Genomic DNA, 17332 nt, shown 5'->3' with positions numbered 1-17332 from the left:
CCACCATCAATACGAAAAGCCGGGCATTGCGCCATTCGCGGTACCCGCCCCCATCAAGTAGCCCTCCCAGACATGGCCTGCCTGCTGATGCTCAGCCTTGGCACCAGGCATATATGCTTCTAAATTGGTACCGACGGGTAAGGGGTGGATCAAGCTGGGAGTCACCACAATCACCAGCTCTGTTTCTTCCTGCGAATAGCTGAGATTTTTGAAAAAACTCCCCAGAATCGGCAAGTCACCCAGTAAAGGCACTTTATTGACATTGGAGGATGTGCTGCGGCTCACCAGGCCACCAATGACAAAGCTTTCACCATCTGCCAGCTCCACCATCGTGTCTGCGCGGCGTGTACGAATGGCTGGAACTTCAACGCCGCCCACAGCGACGGAGTTTGTGAAATCCAGGTCACTGGATTCCGGAGCCACTTTGAGAGCAATGCGATCATTTGCCAGCACTGTTGGCGTCAGCTGCAGTTTGACGCCGAACTCTTTGTACTCAATCGCGATATTTCCATCGTTAGCACTTACGGGAATGGGCAACTCCCCCCCGGCTAAAAAGCTGGCGCTTTGACCCGAATGCGCCACCAACGTGGGCTTGGCCAACACACGCGCCAGACCATTTCCTTCCAACAGACTAAAGCTTGCGGTGAGCCCTGCCCCACTCAAGGCCTTGCCAAAGCTCAGCACCAGGTTCATCGCATCGGCAAACGGTGTTTGGCTCCCGCTGGTCGATGGGTTGTACAAGCCAAAGCTGAAACCACCATCTCTGGGCTTATTGGTGTTGAAGTTCAACCCTGCTTTTTTCATCGCAGATTTTTTGAATTCAATCACCTGCACATCCACTTGGACCGTATTGCTCTTCACGTCCACCTGAGAGCGATCCACCAAAGTGCTGCCTTGCGCAAGCCCTGACTTGTAGAAGCTACGCAGCCCTGCATGCTCCTGCATGCTGCGCAATCGCTTATCCAGAATCAGCGGGGATCCCGCCGCAACTTGAATATTCCACTGCTGGGGCACGCCCCCTTGCTTGGGCCACAAGGTCATCGTGGTGCCACCGGCACCTTTGCCCGTCAACAGAATTTGCGCATTGCTGGATGCCCCTTTGGCAGAGTTGCGCAACACCTTGGCATCTAAGACAGCAGGATTACCAATTGCAATGCGCGATGGTGTGAAATCAGGCGTGAGAGTTTGCTGGCCACCAACTGCCAAATAAAGCATGCGCTCCACTTCTGCGGACAGCGCTTGGGGGGCGGCATTCGCCACGATGTTTGGCGTATCTTGCGCATATACATAGCCGCAAGACAGTGCGCCGGAAATTGCCATGCTGAGCACACTGCGCGATATCCATGGAGAGGAGCAATACAACGAGGAGGAATTCATGACGACCTCTTGCCTTGGCTTAATAGCGAACAGTTTGGACACTGCTGCCGTTGAGCAGCTCTACGGTCTGCGAAGCGGCCGTGTTATGCGCGGAGCCCGCCCGGGATGCGCTGCGCGGCACTGCTGCGGTCACACCCTTTGACTTTGCACCACCATCCGCCAAATCTGACAAGCGCAAACCTGCGTACGCCCTGTCCATGGGATCAAGGTCACCTGCTTTCTGCACACCCTGTCCCACAGGGCGCAAAGCTGCAGGAAGTTCTGCAAAACGTTCAATATCAGGCATCTCCAGATCATCGGGATGTCTCAACGCAAGGCTCAACTGGCCATACTTTTCAGCCAATGTGAGCCGCTGCACATCCTCCAAGGGGATCGCCAGAACCGCTGTGTTTGCCACGTCTGCTCTGCTGCGCGCCTCTTCTCTGCTGCTACCGCGCTGGCTGTTCTCCTTCGCCTGTTCAGCCCGACGCTGCGCCAACGTTGCAGGAGGATTTTCAACAGTCCCACTCCCATAAGCCAGCACCCGCGTACGGGCCAGCAACAAGCGCGTTTGCGTGTCCACTTTGGTCAGCTTTTCGTCCTGCTGCAAGGTAAAGAACACATCCACAAAATCACCAGGCCGAATGTGATTACCTGCGGCCATAGGCTCTTTCACCGCAATGGAAACGGCCCTCTGGCCGTTTTCCAGCTGCAGCGAAAGCCCTGTCACCAAATATTGCTCCAACACAATTTGTTCAGGATTCAAAGCAAGCAACGTTGTCTTGCCGATCAGTTCAGCGGGCTGCGCAAAGCTTCCAACGACTGCTTCTGTCTTTTCAAGCACCTGAATATCCGCCTCTGTGAGGCGATGCCCGGCGGGAATAGCGTTTCTCGCAGCCAATACAGAGAAATGTGCCGCAGTGCTTTTGGTGGATGCTTCGCTGGACGCAGCCGCATTAGTCGGTGCACCCACGTGCTTATTCACCTCTCTGGGCGTTTCGCGACCCAGCATCCAGGCCAATATCGCCAAGCCAATAGCAAGCACCAACAAAATGCCCGCCAATATTTTTGTGAACTTCATGAGGCCATCCCCTCCATACACAATTTGTTTCTTCGTGTAAACAGTAGAGTCTTTTTGTGTTCCTGCAGAAGTACACCAACAGCGCTGTTGGCTATAGGACTAAACCGACAGAAGATTCACCGAGGGCACTCCTCTCAGCATCCAAAATATGGCTGCCACGGCCATATAACCCGCATACGGGATAGTTCGCACCTTGCTGGGTGAATTGCCGGTGGCTGCATCTTCGGAGCGGCTTCCATGCGCTATCCCCCATAAAAACAAAGCACTTCTAATATGTTTTAAAACATATAGCTCAAATAATGCATGCAACAAAGAAAAAATAGTTGCCCATAAAAAAACAAAAACCAATCCACTCGTCAAACCCAGCCATACACCAAGCACCAGTGCGAACTTCACATCCCCGGCACCCATGATTTTCAATTGATAGAAGATAATAAAAAAAACAAATGCTGCTGATGCACCAATGAGTGCACTACCAACATTAGTGCCAAATGGAGTGACATTAAAAACAATAGAAGCAATACCAAAAATAAAAAAAGCAACCACAAGAAAGTTTTTAACTTTTCTAAATTTAAAATCAATGGCTGCTACACAACAAAGTAGTAGCAGCCATATGATTTTCAAAAAAAACAGTCCGCCGAAACCCATAAAGTTTCTTTCTAGCAAATCAAGTTCCACCCCCTCCAGCTGCAGCTTTCCCGGGCAGTGCATCTACAATTTTTTGAAATGTTGCCTCCAACCCACCACCCAAACTTGTCAAAACTGTCACCAAAACTACGGCAATCAACCCCGCAATCAATCCATATTCAATTGCGGTAGCACCTTCTTCGTCGCGCCAAAATTTTTGAATAGCTTTTTTCATGATGAAATCCTTTCCTCATAGCAAAGAAAAACGAATAAAAACAAGCTCTAAAAAACAAAGCTCGGAACAAAATTTAAATATGGGATGCCATTCAAACTGTAGGAAAACCACCCGCGAAACAATGAGTCAACATCTACACAAAAATTTACACACTACTGAAATGCGGAAGTTCATACAAATTAGCTATTAAACAAGGGCATGCAACGCCCCCGTTCTTGTGCCCTGTACACCCTCCTTCCCGGGCATGCTCCACGCTCCCTATAGGTAAAAACGCCCTACATAGCAGGTAGGAGTGCTGATTCCGCATAAAATTTTCAATCTTTGGCATGTTTGCGCTTACAAGCGAAAATGCCTTTCCCGTACACCACCCTGACTGTTCGTTGAAAGTACCTTCATGTCTCTCACGTCCGTGCTTTCCTTGTTCTCGATGCGCAAAGGCCTCTTACGCTTTGTACGACCTGTTACGACAGCAGGGATGATCTGCGTGGGTGCCCTGGCTTCTGGCTGGGCGGCAGCGGATCCATCGGCCAGTGCCGAGGTGGCGAAATTGCTCGAACAAGGCAAGCTAAATGAAGCGGCCCAGCGCGCACAGAGCCACCTCAAACAAAATGCCGGCGATGTGCAGATGCGTTTTCTGCAAGGGGTGATTGCGGCCGAGCAACGCAAGTACGACCAAGCCATCCAAATTTTCACGGCACTCACACAAGATTACCCAGGCCTGCCAGAGCCCTATAACAACCTGGCCGTGCTGTACGCAGCCAAGGGCGATGAACGCAAAGCCGCTCAGGTGCTTGAGCAAGCCATCCGCACCAACCCCAGCTACGCCACCGCGCATGAGAACCTGGGCGATTTGTACGCTCGCATGGCCAGCGATGCCTATGCCAAGGCCTTGCAACTGGACGGCAACCGCAAAGCGATTCAACCCAAACTGGCGTTGATCAAGAAAATTTTCCCAGTGGCGGCACACGCTGCAGCCAGCACACCACACACGGCCTCCGCCCCGACAGCAGCGCCTGTAACGGCCGCCTTGGCACCTGCAGCTGTCACAAAACCGGCCGAAGCGGTAGTGCCCGCGCCCACAGCGCCTCAGGTCGCTGCAGTAACGCCTGCTCCAGAAAGCAACCCTGCCCCTGCTGCCAAACCTGCGGAAGTCACGAAAAAGCCCGCCAAGTCGGATGAAAACAAGCAAGCCGTGGCTGCTGTAGAGAAAGCCGTCGCAGCCTGGGCCAAGGCCTGGGAGCAGCAGAACATACAGGCCTACTATGCGGCCTACAGCAGTCACTTTGACCCCCAAGGCCCCACCTTGGCTGCGTGGAAAACAGAGCGCAAAGACCGCATCGTGGGCAAATCCGACATCACCCTGGAAGTGCGTGATCTGAAGGTGAACCTTCAGGGAGAGCGCGCTACCGCCAGCTTCCGCCAGTACTATGCGGCGGGTGGCTACAAAGCGACCACCCGCAAAACGCTGCGCCTGCAAAACGAAGGCGATAAGTGGCGCATCATACGAGAAGAAACCGGTCGTTAATGTTCCGTCATTCAAACCGTTTCCCTGTCTGTGCAGGGAAACACTGGTCCCACACCCTCTTGCTACTGGCTGCGCTCACAGGCTGCTTCGCCTGGAGCAGCTTCGCCTATGCGAGCGCTGAACAAACGCGCGCGGAAAAGCGCTTGGTAGAGATCCTGGCGCAGATTGAGCGCAGAGAAATCAATGAAGCCTTCCGCGCCGTGACAGAGCTCACGCAGGAAGTGCCCAACTTCCGCGCCGCACAACTGCTGTACGCCGACATGCTGCGCCTGCGCACCGGCGCGCCCACCATGGGTGAGCAGTTGGCACGCTCGCAAGCCGAGCCCAGCAAGCACAACATGGGCGTGGCCGACCAGAACATTGCGCCCCCCGAGTTCTACAAGGGCCTGCACAACGAGCTGCAACGCCGCCGCCAAGCCGCCGTGGACCTGCCACCGCCTGGCATGGTGCCCAGCAACCTGATGCACCTGAGCCCATCGGTGCGCCACGTCATTGCCGTGGATGCCAGCAAATCCCGGCTCTACGTGTTCTCCAATGGCCCCAAGGGCCTGGAAGTCATCAGCAACTTCTACGTCACTGTGGGCCGCAACGGCGTGCACAAGCGCGCCGAAGGTGACCAGCGCACGCCCTTGGGCGTGTACTTTGTCGGTCGCCAAATTCCCGGCGAGCGCCTGCCCGACCTGTATGGACAAGGGGCTCTGACCGTGAATTACCCCAACGATTGGGACCGCCTGCAGGGCCGCACCGGAAGCGGCATCTGGCTGCACGGCGTGCCTTCGGATCAGTTTGCCCGCGTACCGCAGGCCAGCGACGGTTGCGTGGTGCTGTCCAACCCCGATATTGCATTCCTGATGGCATCCATTGACCGACGCACCCCGGTGCTGATCACGGAGAAGCTGCACTGGGTGACGCCCCAGTGGACGATGCAGCAACGCCAGCAAGACAATTTCAAGCAATCCATTGAGCGCTGGCAGACCGCATGGCGCCAGGGCGACACACACAGCCTGAACCAGCTCTACAGCGCCGACCTCAACAACGCCGACGCCCTGGAAAAACGCCGTGGCCGCCTGGCCAGCGTAGGCCCATTGTCCAAGCTAGCGGTGGAAGACATGTCCGTCTACAACTGGCAAGAAGACGCTGGCGAAATCCGCATTGTGAACTTGCAAGTGGCCAAGAACTCCACCGCCACGGTGCGCCAGTACTGGCGCAAGCAAGGTGGCAACTGGCAGATATTCTCCGAAGACGTGCTCAGCTAAACATTGCTGGCGGCAAGCCACCATCAAAAAAGCCCGCAACAGCGGGCTTTTTTGATGGTGCGGGTGGCGCTCAGGTCTTCATGCGCGCCACCAAGCGCTGGCTCTGGGCATCCATGCCCACCAACTCGACGGTGCAACCATGTTGCTGCAAGCGCTCCACCACCTTATCCAGGGCACCAATCGCGGTGATGTCCCAAAAGTGCGCGTCACTCACATCAATGCGCACCGGCAAACCCGCAACCGCACGCACGTCGAAATGTTCGACCAGGGCATCGGCCGAGGCAAAAAACACCTGCCCGCTCACGCGCCATGTGCGCTGGCCCGTCACCGCATCATCCACATGCGTCACCTGCAGCATGTGGGCCACTTTGAACGTGAAGAACACCCCTGACAGCAGCACCCCGGCAATCACCCCTGCCGCCAGATTGTGGGTGGCAACGGTGATGACCACGGTGGCCAGCATGACCCCGCTGGACAGACGCGGGTAACGCACCAGATTGCCCAGCGACTTCCAGTCAAACGTGGAGGCCGACACCATCACCATGATGGCCACCAGGGCCATCACTGGCACTTGGGATACCCAGGGCTTCAATGCCACCATCAGCACCAGCAAGAACACCCCGGCAAACAAGGTGGACAGGCGCCCGCGGCCACCGTACTTCACATTGCCCACGGCCTGGCCAATCATGCCGCAGCCCGCAATGCCGCCGAACACGCTGGATGCCATATTGGCCACGCCCAGTCCCGTGCATTCGCGGTTTTTGTCGCTGGGGGTGTTGGTCATTTCATCGACCACGGCTGCGGTCAACACCGACTCCAGCAGGCCCACCATCGCAATCGCCAGCGCAGGCAACACGATGATGCGCAAGGTCTCGACCGAGGCAGGCACCTGCGGCAGGCCAAACAGCGGCAATGCATCCGGCAACTTGCCCAAATCGGCCACAGTCGCAACCGGCAGGCCCAGGGCTGCGGCCAGCACCGTCAGCAGCACCACGCAAATCAGGGGGGAAGGGATGGCCGTCAGTGCCTTGAGCTGCAGCTTGTTCCCCAGCCAGGGCAGGCCATAAATGATGAGCAGGCCCAGCGCCAGCATGCCCCAGGTGGGCAAATTCGCCCCGTGCAGATGCGGCAGCTGCGCCGCGAAAATCATGATGGCCAACGCGTTCACAAAACCGGTTCGCACCGAGCTGGAGACAAAGCGCATCAGCATGCCCATCTTGCACAGGCCAAACACGATCTGCATCGCGCCCGCCAGCAGGCCAGCTGCAAACAGGTACTGAATGCCGTGCGAGGCCACCAGCGGCGCCGCCACCAGGGCCACCGAACCTGCAGCCGCCGACACCATGGCCGGGCGCCCTCCAAAAAAGGCGATCACGATGCTGATGACGAACGACGCAAACAAACCCACCGACGGATCCACCCCCGCGACGAAGGAGAAGGCGATCACTTCCGGAATCAGCGCAAACGTGGCCACGGCACCGGCCAGCAACTCACGGGGAATGCTGGGCGCCCATTCCGCGCGCAAACGGGTCAACAAAGGCAAGGACATACAACAGCTCAAGAACGTACTGGCACGTGATGGTAGGGCTTTGCGCCCACCTGCACACGCCCACAAAAAAGGAGCTGCTTGCGCTTGATTTCTCTACGCTTCAGATAGAAAACCATCTGAAATCCAGAAAAATCGAACGCTTACTGCTCCTATTTTTAAAGGCAAGCGCCTTTAAAAACGCAGGTGCAGATTAGGCACCGCAGCACTTCTTGAACTTCTTGCCGCTGCCGCAGCTGCAAACATCGTTGCGGCCTGGCTGCTCACCCTTGACGATGGCCTCCACGCGGGGGCCCATGCTGCGCCACAGCTGGCGCAGGTCATAGACAGCCCACACGGTTTCGCCAAAGGCGTCCAGGCGCTCTTGGCTGGTCGATGCGGGGCCGTTCTCGTCGTACAGATTCAGCGTGGGTTCACCGTCGTCGTCTTCGGTCAGGTTGACGAGGAATTCCATGGCGGCATCCAGCCACTGTGCGGCTTCCTTGTCGCGGGGGGCGGCCCACTCTTCGGCCCAGTTTTCCACCACGAACATGAAGCCCAATGCCCAGACCTGGCCCAGCGAAGGGATCTCTTCTTCTTCCAGCTCAGCGCGTTCGGCTTCGGGCAGCATCAGCAGCGCACCGCGGGTGTCCATCACTTCAGGCTGGAAGGCAGCCTGGTCTTCCAGCGACTTGATTTCGGTATCCAGCTGGCCGCGCACTTCGTCCATGCGCAGCTGCACCAGCTCCAAAAAGCGTGCTTGCTGCGCCGCATCCTGGAAAGCTTCCAACTTGGGCAACGGCTGGCCTTCGGCCACTTCCAGGGTTTCGCCATCGCCCAGCAGCATGGGCAGCCATTCGGCAGCGGAGATGGGGCGGCGTGTGCAGATCAGGGCCGTCAAGAAGCCGTCACAGAACTCCCACTGGGGGATTTCTTCGGCGCGCTCGCGCATGGCTTCAAGCATGTTGTCCAGCTCTTCGAGCATTTCGGTGCTCAGTGCGGCTTCAACTTCAGGAGCGTCTGTTTGGTGGTTTTCCATGGCGTGTTTATATTGGGTTAGCGGGCTCGGGCCCATGTACGAATTCGGCGGTCTCCTGCATGGCGATAGCGCCGTCATTCGCACAATCGATGCAAAGGGGCGGGACTGCATGCGCGCTGCATGCGTGGCCGATGACAGGCAGTGTAGCCGGCGCGCCAAGCCCGTGCCATTTGCACTGGCGTTGTCTACAGGAGTTGTCTGCATGCATCTTGCTTCTTCCCGTTCCTCGGGTCTCTTTCCCGTGCGCTACACCGTGCTGGTGCTGTGCGTGGTCGCCTGCGTGCTGGGCCTGGCGGCGGCATGGGCCTGGGGGCGCTGGTGGTGGCTGCTGCCCAGCGTGGCGGCGGTGCTGACCGTTATCGGCCTGCAGGATTTGCGCCAGACGCGCCACGCCATCTTGCGCAATTACCCGGTCATTGGGCATTTGCGCTTCATGCTGGAATTCATCCGCCCCGAGATGCGGCAGTACTTCATCGAGGGCGACCACGAGGCTCTGCCCTTCTCGCGCGCCCAGCGCTCGCTGGTCTACCAGCGCAGCAAAGGCGAGCCTGACAGCCGCCCGTTTGGCACCTTGCTGGATGTCTCGGCCAACGGCTATGAATGGGTCAACCATTCCATGACGCCCACCAAACTCGACAGCCAGGACTTCCGCGTCTGGATTGGCGGAACGCCCGAGCACCCCCTGCCCGGCCATGCGGTCTGCACCCAGCCCTACCACGCCAGCGTGTTCAATATCTCGGCCATGAGTTTTGGCGCCCTGTCCGCCAACGCCGTGCTGGCGCTGAACCTGGGTGCGCGCACCGGCGGCTTTGCGCACGATACGGGCGAAGGCTCCATCAGCCAGCACCACCGCGTGCACGGGGGCGATTTGATCTGGCAAGTAGCCTCGGGCTACTTTGGCTGCCGCAACCCCGATGGCAGCTTCAGCGAAGAACGTTTTGCCGCCAATGCAGCCGACCCGCAGGTCAAGATGATTGAGCTCAAGCTCAGCCAAGGTGCCAAACCCGGCCACGGCGGCATGCTGCTGGGCGCCAAAGTCACCCCCGAGATTGCGGCCGCACGCGGCGTGCCTGTGGGAGTGGACTGCATCAGTCCGTCCAGCCACAGCGCCTTCCACACCCCGCTGGAGATGATGCAATTCATCGCCACGCTGCGCCGCCTGTCTGGCGGCAAGCCGGTGGGGCTGAAACTGTGCGTCGGCCACCCCTGGGAGTGGTTCGCCATGGTCAAAGCCATGATGGAAACCGACATCACCCCTGACTTCATCGTGGTGGATGGCGCCGAAGGCGGTACGGGCGCGGCGCCTGTCGAATTCACGGACCACGTGGGGGTGCCGTTGCAAGAAGGGCTGCTGCTGGTGCACAACACGCTGGTGGGCGTCAACTTGCGCCACCGCGTGCAAATTGGCGCGGCAGCCAAGGTGATTACCGCGTTCGACATCGCCCGTATGATGGCGCTGGGTGCCAACTGGTGCAACTCGGGGCGCGGCTTCATGCTGGCGCTGGGCTGCATCCAGGCCCAGACCTGCCATACCGGCCACTGCCCCACCGGGGTAACCACGCAAGATGCCGTGCGCCAGAAGGCCCTGGTGGTGCCCGACAAGGGCACGCGCGTGGCCAACTTCCACCGCAGCACCCTTCATGCCCTCAAAGAGCTGGTGCAAGCCGCCGGGCTGCAGCACCCGGGTGATATCACCGCCCACCACATCGTGCGGCGCACCAGTGACTCACAGGTCCATCAGCTGGCCAACACCATCTTGCGCGTGGAACCAGGTGCGCTGCTGGGCCCGCTGGATGCACAGCACAATGTGTTCAAGATGTACTGGGGCCGCGCCTGCGCACAAACCTTCCAGATTGCACCGCCGCCACTGCAGCCATCCGCAGCCACGCAGAAAGAACCGGGCACAATTGCTGGCTAGCCCGCAGCGCCCCACGATTGCGGTCCCTCTGTTTTGACCGATGTGCCTGTGCCCGCTTCCACCGCCGCCCCTGACTACGCCGCCTTTTTGCAAGCCCATGTGCGCAGCCAGCCGCACAGCATCATGCGCTATGACCAGGGCGGCGAAACGCTGTGGGTGAAACGCGCCGGCGCACTCAACCCCGGCTGGCGCTACCGCGCCATGGGCATGCTGGCCAAGGCCTTGCGCATGCCCGTGCTCAGCCCCGTCCCGAACCCCGGTGGCAGCGTGGCCGTTGCCACGGAAGTTGCGCGGCTGCAGGACTTTGCCGCACGCGGCTTGCGGGCTCCGGCCGTGCTGGCCGTGACGGCTGACGGCTTCCTGATGCGCCACCTGGGCGCCCCCGGCGAAGACACCCCCAGCCTGGGCAACGCCATGGAAGATGCCATGGCGCGCGGCCCCAACGCAGTGCTGGCGCTGTGGAAACAGGGGCTGCAGGCCATCGGCAAAGTGCACAAGGCGGGCACCACGCTCAGCCAGGCATTTGCCCGCAACCTGGTGCGCTGCCCGGACGGTGTGATTGGCTATATCGACTTTGAGGATGACCCCGCAGCGCACCTGCCGCTGCCTGTGTGCCAGGCACGCGATGCGCTGTGCTACGCCCACTCCACCGCCTGGATCCTCGCGCAAGCGGGTGCGCTGGAAGAGGCGCGCCAGCACTGGGCGGCCTGGTGCCAGACCCTGAGCCCCGACACCCGCACACTGCTGCAGCAGTCGATTGCGCGCATGGCCTGGGCTGGCCGCCTGCCACTGGACCGCAAACTGGGCCGTGACGGCCAACGTATTCGCATGGCCTTTGAGCTGGTGCGTGCGGATCGCCCTGCGCACAAGGCGTCCAAGTAGCGTACGGCCAGCGCCGCATGCACCAGGGCCCCAAGGCCCAACGCCCGCTATCGACCGCCGCCCGCTGCCTCGCCACAGGCGGGGTTCATGCACTTTCGCCGTCGCTCGACCATCTCCCCTTCGTCACGATGCCGGCCACGAAGCTCCGCAGCGTGTGCTGCTGCGCCTGCACTGGGCATCTCAGGCCATGAGCGGGCATGCGGATGCTGGAGAGGGCTGGAGAGGCCGCGCCCATGCGGGGTGTTTGACTGCGCTGAACTAAAAAACATAGCGCATAGCGCTGATGCAGCAAGCGCTAATGCCTGAAAGCCTATAAGCCTGCTGCACACCACCGATGGCCGCCATGTCCTCGGCTGCGCCTGCCTTGCGCCACCAGCACAACGCCCCGGTAATCGGATGGCCCACCATTCGTCCCATCCAACACTACACCAGGTCATCACAAAGCACTATCAAACCATATGATTTGATAGCCAACCATCTGCTGTGGCTGCACCAGCCCGCACAGTGGCCTATCACTCGCCCGGCGCACAGCGCCTGGATGCGGGCATGCCACCCCATCGCTGCCTTTGAACACCACTGCCATGACTGCTCCTGCCCAACCCCATGACCGTGACGACACCTACCGCTCGCTGTTGGAGTCCACCCAGGCCATCCCCTGGAAAATTGACTGGCTGAGCCAGCGCTACTTGTACGTCGGCCCCCAGATCGAAACCCTGCTGGGCTGGCGCACCCGGGACTGGGACACGGTGCAGGACTGGGCCGACCGCATCCACCCCGATGAACGTGACCAGGTGGTCAGCCGCTGCGTGGAACTGTCATTGGCAGGTGTGGACCACGAAGCCGACTACCGCGCCCTGACCGCTGACGGGCGCTACGTCTGGGTGCGCGAGACGGTGCATGTGCTGCGCAACGCCCAAGGCGAAACACAAGCCCTGGTCGGCTTCATCTTTGACATCAGCGAGCGCAAGAAAACCGAAGAGAAGCTGCTGAGCATGCAGCAGCAACTGGAAGCACTCTCCTACCAAGACGGCCTGACCCAGCTGGCCAACCGGCGCCGCTTTGACGAGGCCCTGACGCAGGCCTGGGGCCATGCCATGCAGACGCAAACCCCGCTGTCGCTGCTGATGCTGGATATCGACTTTTTCAAACAGCTCAATGACCGCTACGGCCACCAGACGGGCGATCAGGCGCTGGTGCGCGTCGCCCAGACGCTGTTCCAGACCTGTGACAAATGCAGCGACTTGGTGGCGCGCTATGGCGGGGAAGAGTTTGTGGTGCTGCTGCCCCAGGTGCAGGTGGACATTGCACGCCAGGTGGCCGAGCGTTTTCGCAGCCTGCTGCAGGAGCAGGCCATCCCACATGCCCACTCGCCCTTCAATCAGCTGCTGACCGTCAGCATCGGCTGCGGCAGCCTGGTGCCGCAGCCTGATCAAACACCGGCCCAGCTGGTGCAGGCGGTCGATCAATTGCTCTACCAAGCTAAGCAGTCGGGTCGCAACCGCGTCGTCTGGCAAGCGCTGGCATTGCCGGCAGCCACCGACTGCCTGGCCAGCTAAAACCATAGCTGCTTGCGCTTTTCAGAAAAGGGCTGCAGGCACTTTTACTCATCAATCTGCGCAGTACATGCACAAAAAAAGCCCCGCTGAGCGGGGCTTTTTGGCTAGGTGCAACAACTCGGCACCAAGCATGGTCCATGACCTCAGGCCTGGGTGGCTTCCGTCGCTGGCACGGGCTGGCCATCCAGCACGGCGTTCAGCTGCTTCATGTCCACGCCATTCTCCCAGCGCGAAACCACCACGGTGGCCACGGCATTGCCGATGAAGTTGGTCAGCGAGCGGCATTCGCTCATGAAGCGGTCCACGCCCAGAATCAATGCCATACCGGCCACGGGCACTTCAGGCACCACGGCCAGCGTAGCGGCCAGGGTGATGAAACCGGCACCGGTCACACCCGCCGCGCCCTTGGACGACAGCATGGCCACCGCCAGCAAGGCGATCTGGTGACCCAGCGTGAGGTCAATATCGGTGGCCTGGGCAATGAACAGCGCCGCCAGCGTCATGTAGATGTTGGTGCCGTCCAGGTTGAACGAGTAGCCCGTGGGAACCACCAGACCCACCACCGACTTCTTGCAACCGGCCTTTTCCATCTTTTCCATCAGGCTGGGCAGGGCCGATTCAGATGACGATGTGCCCAGCACCAGCAGCAGCTCTTCCTTCAGATACTTGATCAGTTTGATGACCGAGAAACCGCAGGCACGGGCCACAGCACCCAGCACCACCAGCACAAACAGCGCCGAGGTGATGTAGAAGGTCAGCACCAGCTCCGCCAGATTGACCAGCGAGCCCAGGCCGAACTTGCCGATGGTGAAGGCCATGGCACCGAAAGCGCCGATGGGGGCGGCCTTCATCACAATGTTCACCAGCTTGAAGATGGGCTTTTGCAGGGCTTCCAAGAAGGTCAGCACCGGCTTGCCAGCTTCGCCCGCCAGGGCCAGCGACACGCCAAACAGCACGGCCACCAGCAGCACCTGCAGGATGTTGTCACCCACGAACGGGCTGACCAAGGTCTTGGGGATGATGTCCATCACAAAGCCGGTCACGGTCATATCGTGCGTTTTGGCCACATAGCCCTTGACGGCCGTCTGGTCCAGGTCCGCCACGTTGATGTGCATGCCGCCACCAGGCTGCATCACATTCGCCACGATCAAACCGACGATCAGCGCCAGCGTGGAGAAGGTGATGAAGTACGCCATGGCCTTGCCGAACACGCGGCCCACGGTGCTCAGGTGGGTCATGCTGGCAATGCCGGTGACGATGGTCAAAAAGATCACCGGCGCGATGATCATTTTGATCAGCTTGATGAAGGCATCGCCAAACGGCTTCATGGCTTCGCCGTAAGCGGGTTCAAAGTAACCCAGCAGCACGCCCACGATGATGGCGAACACCACCTGGAAATACAGCTGGCGGTAGAACGGGAGCTTGAGCTTGGCAATAGCTTCGGCAGGAACGGCGTGCATACAAAATCTTCCGCAGGAATCCAAAGACGAATGCACCACAAAGGTGCTACTGCCCGGTTTGTACTGCTGGGGCGCTGCGTTGCCGATAACCTATTGGTATTAGTCTGCGGCGCTTCCGAGGAAGCCCACCCCGCGCGCTACGTAGAAATACGAACCCTTGAACGCCCCTGCGGGGTGCGCTGACCCACACAGCCGCGCGATCGCAGGCACACTGGCAGCATGTTTGCCTCCCTTCGCCGTCGCCCCGTCTGGACTGTTGTCACCCTCATTGCCGGCATGCTGCTGAGCATGCTCTGCGTGGGCTGGCTGACATGGTGGCAGGCCCTGCGCAGCGAAAGCGACATCTTTCAGCGCCAGCTGGCTGTGCGCGCCCAGGCGCTGACGCAGCGCGTGGACCGCTACCGCACGCTGCCGGAAGTGCTGTCGCTGGACACCGAGCTGCGCGCGGCGCTGCAGCGCCCACTGAGCCCCCACGATGTGGACTACCTCAACCGCAAGCTGGAGCGCGCCAACGGTGCCAGCCAGTCATCCACACTCACGCTCATCAACCGACAAGGCATTGCCGTGGCGGCCAGCAACTGGCAGGCACCGCGCAGCAACGTGGGCGAAGACTACAGCTACCGCCCCTATGTGCAAGATGCGCTGGCCCACGGCAGCGGGCGCTTCTATGGCATTGGCACCACCACGGGCGAGCCCGGCTACTTTCTCTCTCAAGCCATTTACGACCATCAAGGCGGCGTGATTGGCCTGATCGCCATCAAGATTGCGCTGCAAGAGCTGGAACGCCAGTGGCCCCGCACCACCGATGTGGTGGTGGTCTCCGATGCCTATGGCGTCATCTTCCTGACCAGCCGCCCCGGCTGGCGCTACCGCCTGCTGCAGCCACTCACCGCGCAGGCACAGGCCGAACTGGCCGCCACCCGCCAGTACCAGTCTGAGCAACTCAGCCCCCTGCACTTCAGCGTGCGCAAGACCCTAGACAACGGCAGCCGCCTCGTCCAGATTGACGACCCGGCACTGCCCCGCCACATGCTGCTGCAAAGCATTGGGCTGCCCAACAGTCGCTGGCAGATGCACCTGCTGCACGACACCGCCTCCAGCGCCACCACCAGCTGGTGGGCGGCCATTGCAGCGGGCGGGCTGTGGCTGGCTGCCGGGCTGCTGGTGCTGTTTGTGCGCCAGCGCCAACGACTGACACGTCTGCGCCTGCGCAGCCGCCAGGAGCTGGAGACCGTGCTGCAGCAGCACGCCCAGGAACTGCGCACCGCCCAGGACGGCATCGTGCAGGCCGCGCAGCAGGCGGACACCGGCCTCTCGCGCAGCCTGGAGCACCTGCCGCAAGGCGTGGTCATCATCGATGCCGCGCTGAACCTGGTGGCCTGGAACTCGCGCTACCTGGCGCTGTTTCGCTACCCGCCCGAGCTGGTGCGCGTGGGGGCCCCGATTGAAGCCCTGCTGCGCTACAACGCCAAGCGCGGCCTGCTGGGCGATGGCCCGCTGGAAGAGGGCATTCAACGCCGCCTGGGCCATTTGCGCAGTGGCAAGCCCCATCTGCACGAGAGCGAAAAAGGCGATGGCACGGTGCTGGAGATTCGCGGCAATCCGCTGCCCGATGGCGGCTTTGTCACCAGTTATGCCGACATCACCAGCTACAAGAACGCCGCACGTGAATTGCGCTCACTGGCCGATGCGCTGGAGCAGCGCGTGGCCGAGCGCACACGCGATCTGGACGCTGCGCGCCAGGAGGCCGAGCAAGCCAACCGCTACAAAACCCGGTTTGTGAACGCTGCCGTGCATGACCTGCTGCAGCCACTGAATGCGGCGCGCATGTTCACCAGCCTGCTGCCCAGCCATGTACACGACGAGGCCGGACGCCACGTGGCCGAGAGCATTGATGCTGCGCTGGCCTCGCAGGACGCCATCCTCACCAGCATGCTGGACATTGCACGCATGGAATCAGGCCAGCTCGAGACCCATGTGCGCGACTTCGCGCTCGACTCCCTGCTGCACGTGGTGCACAACAATTTCGCCATGCTGGCCGAAAGCGAAGGCCTGCAACTGCGCACGCGCGCCAGCCGCTATGTGGTGCGCAGCGACGAGGCACTGCTGCGCCGCATCCTGCAGAACTTTGTCTCCAACGCCATTCGCTACACCCGCAAAGGCCGCATTGTGGTGGGCTGCCGCCGCCACGGTGCGCATGTGCGCATCGAGGTGCACGACCAGGGCCCCGGCATTCCCGCCGCCCTGCAGCGTGAAATCTTTGAAGAGTTCCGCCGCCTGGACGAAGGCCACGCCGACGACCGCGGCACCGGCCTGGGGCTGGCGATTGTGGAGCGCCTGGGCAAGCTGCTGGGCCACGAGATCGGCCTGCGCTCCACCTTGGGCCAAGGCAGCGTGTTCTGGGTGCAGGTGCCACTGGGCGATGCCCAGGCGCTGCAGCCCACCGTGCGTGCCAGCACCACCACCCGCCAGGACGATGCACCGTTGCAAGGCGGGGTGGCCTGGTACATCGACGATGACCCACAGACCTGCGCCGCCACCCGCGCCCTGCTGGAACGCTGGGGCTGCGAGGTGCCCTACGCCGGTGGCCCGCACGAGGCGCTACACTTGGCCGCCCCCGACGCCGTGCCACAGCTGGTGCTGCTGGACGTGCACCTGGGCAACAACCTGTACGGGCCAGACCTGTACGCCCAGCTGTGTGAGCGCTGGGGGCAGACCCCTCCCGTGATTCTGGTCACGGCCGAGCGTGATGCCTCCTTGCGCCGCCAGGCGGCCGAGCGTGGCTGGGGCTTTCTGGCCAAACCCGTGCGCCCACCGGCCTTGCGCGCGCTGATGAGCCAGACGCTGCTGCGCATTCGGGAAGGCTGAGGGC

Annotated in this window: 13 protein-coding genes; 6 read left to right on the top strand and 7 right to left on the bottom strand. The window is 60.7% G+C overall.

The window, feature by feature from the left end; all coding sequences use genetic code 11:
* Nucleotides 1-6: 6 nt before the first annotated feature.
* The 4 genes from AC27VO_RS00250 to AC27VO_RS00235 form a co-directional block, all read right to left on the bottom strand.
* Nucleotides 7-1377 (bottom strand): type II and III secretion system protein family protein, encoded by a 1371-nt coding sequence (locus AC27VO_RS00250; RefSeq protein ID WP_488664708.1) that lies wholly within the window; start codon nt 1375-1377, stop codon nt 7-9.
* 19 nt (nt 1378-1396) lie between these two features.
* Nucleotides 1397-2437 (bottom strand): Flp pilus assembly protein CpaB, encoded by a 1041-nt coding sequence (gene cpaB / locus AC27VO_RS00245; protein WP_488664707.1) that lies wholly within the window; start codon nt 2435-2437, stop codon nt 1397-1399.
* Between the two features lie 99 nt (nt 2438-2536).
* The gene (locus AC27VO_RS00240; RefSeq protein ID WP_488664706.1) at nt 2537-3115 is read right to left on the bottom strand and encodes an A24 family peptidase; all 579 of its coding nucleotides are present in this window, start codon (nt 3113-3115) and stop codon (nt 2537-2539) included.
* Complete coding sequence (locus AC27VO_RS00235) at nt 3105-3299, bottom strand: Flp family type IVb pilin (RefSeq protein ID WP_488664705.1); 195 nt, start codon at nt 3297-3299, stop codon at nt 3105-3107. The genes AC27VO_RS00240 and AC27VO_RS00235 overlap by 11 nt, the downstream gene beginning before the upstream one ends.
* A gap of 394 nt (nt 3300-3693) precedes the next feature.
* On the opposite strand from AC27VO_RS00235, the gene AC27VO_RS00230 reads away from it, so the two are divergent.
* Together AC27VO_RS00230 and AC27VO_RS00225 are read left to right on the top strand one after the other, a co-directional pair.
* Nucleotides 3694-4824, top strand: a complete 1131-nt coding sequence (locus AC27VO_RS00230; protein WP_488664704.1) for a L,D-transpeptidase Cds6 family protein — start codon at nt 3694-3696, stop codon at nt 4822-4824.
* Nucleotides 4825-4967: 143 nt separating this feature from the next.
* Nucleotides 4968-6080: a L,D-transpeptidase family protein gene (locus AC27VO_RS00225; protein WP_488664703.1), complete on the top strand. Its 1113-nt coding sequence runs from the start codon at nt 4968-4970 to the stop codon at nt 6078-6080.
* A gap of 70 nt (nt 6081-6150) precedes the next feature.
* Here the strand turns inward: AC27VO_RS00225 and AC27VO_RS00220 are convergent, their stop codons facing one another.
* Nucleotides 6151-7629, bottom strand: coding sequence for a SulP family inorganic anion transporter (locus AC27VO_RS00220; protein WP_488664702.1), 1479 nt, complete (start codon nt 7627-7629; stop codon nt 6151-6153).
* Nucleotides 7630-7819: 190 nt separating this feature from the next.
* The gene (locus tag AC27VO_RS00215; RefSeq protein WP_488664701.1) at nt 7820-8644 is read right to left on the bottom strand and encodes a UPF0149 family protein; all 825 of its coding nucleotides are present in this window, start codon (nt 8642-8644) and stop codon (nt 7820-7822) included.
* Between the two features lie 202 nt (nt 8645-8846).
* Between AC27VO_RS00215 and AC27VO_RS00210 the strand changes: the two genes are divergently transcribed.
* From AC27VO_RS00210 to AC27VO_RS00200, 3 genes are all read left to right on the top strand, one after another.
* Nucleotides 8847-10562, top strand: a complete 1716-nt coding sequence (locus AC27VO_RS00210; protein ID WP_488664700.1) for an FMN-binding glutamate synthase family protein — start codon at nt 8847-8849, stop codon at nt 10560-10562.
* 48 nt (nt 10563-10610) lie between these two features.
* On the top strand, nt 10611-11444 hold the full coding sequence (locus tag AC27VO_RS00205) for a BUD32 family EKC/KEOPS complex subunit (RefSeq protein ID WP_488664699.1): 834 nt from the start codon (nt 10611-10613) through the stop codon (nt 11442-11444).
* A 581-nt stretch (nt 11445-12025) separates the two neighbouring features.
* The gene (locus AC27VO_RS00200; RefSeq protein ID WP_488664698.1) at nt 12026-13000 is read left to right on the top strand and encodes a diguanylate cyclase domain-containing protein; all 975 of its coding nucleotides are present in this window, start codon (nt 12026-12028) and stop codon (nt 12998-13000) included.
* A gap of 143 nt (nt 13001-13143) precedes the next feature.
* On the opposite strand, the gene AC27VO_RS00195 is transcribed toward AC27VO_RS00200, so the two are convergent.
* Nucleotides 13144-14460: a dicarboxylate/amino acid:cation symporter gene (locus tag AC27VO_RS00195; protein ID WP_488664697.1), complete on the bottom strand. Its 1317-nt coding sequence runs from the start codon at nt 14458-14460 to the stop codon at nt 13144-13146.
* A 219-nt stretch (nt 14461-14679) separates the two neighbouring features.
* Here AC27VO_RS00195 and AC27VO_RS00190 point away from each other — a divergent pair, with 219 nt between their 5' ends.
* A complete protein-coding gene (locus tag AC27VO_RS00190) occupies nt 14680-17328 on the top strand; it encodes a hybrid sensor histidine kinase/response regulator (RefSeq protein WP_488664696.1) in 2649 nt (882 codons plus the stop codon).
* Nucleotides 17329-17332: the final 4 nt, after the last annotated feature.

This window comes from Comamonas sp. 14P8.1.4 (assembly GCF_057799285.1).
Note: the sequence above shows the minus strand (reverse complement) of the source record. Positions and strands in the feature narration are given on the sequence as shown.

What these genes read in the sequence shown, in the direction of transcription:
- AC27VO_RS00200 (WP_488664698.1), top strand. Translation starts at nt 12,026, where the DNA reads ATGACTGCTCCTGCCCAACCCCATGACCGTGACGACACCTACCGCTCG.
- cpaB (WP_488664707.1), bottom strand. Translation starts at nt 2,437, where the DNA reads ATGAAGTTCACAAAAATATTGGCGGGCATTTTGTTGGTGCTTGCTATT.
- AC27VO_RS00215 (WP_488664701.1), bottom strand. Translation starts at nt 8,644, where the DNA reads ATGGAAAACCACCAAACAGACGCTCCTGAAGTTGAAGCCGCACTGAGC.
- AC27VO_RS00250 (WP_488664708.1), bottom strand. Translation starts at nt 1,377, where the DNA reads ATGAATTCCTCCTCGTTGTATTGCTCCTCTCCATGGATATCGCGCAGT.
- AC27VO_RS00230 (WP_488664704.1), top strand. Translation starts at nt 3,694, where the DNA reads ATGTCTCTCACGTCCGTGCTTTCCTTGTTCTCGATGCGCAAAGGCCTC.
- AC27VO_RS00210 (WP_488664700.1), top strand. Translation starts at nt 8,847, where the DNA reads ATGCATCTTGCTTCTTCCCGTTCCTCGGGTCTCTTTCCCGTGCGCTAC.
- AC27VO_RS00190 (WP_488664696.1), top strand. Translation starts at nt 14,680, where the DNA reads ATGTTTGCCTCCCTTCGCCGTCGCCCCGTCTGGACTGTTGTCACCCTC.
- AC27VO_RS00195 (WP_488664697.1), bottom strand. Translation starts at nt 14,460, where the DNA reads ATGCACGCCGTTCCTGCCGAAGCTATTGCCAAGCTCAAGCTCCCGTTC.
- AC27VO_RS00220 (WP_488664702.1), bottom strand. Translation starts at nt 7,629, where the DNA reads ATGTCCTTGCCTTTGTTGACCCGTTTGCGCGCGGAATGGGCGCCCAGC.
- AC27VO_RS00235 (WP_488664705.1), bottom strand. Translation starts at nt 3,299, where the DNA reads ATGAAAAAAGCTATTCAAAAATTTTGGCGCGACGAAGAAGGTGCTACC.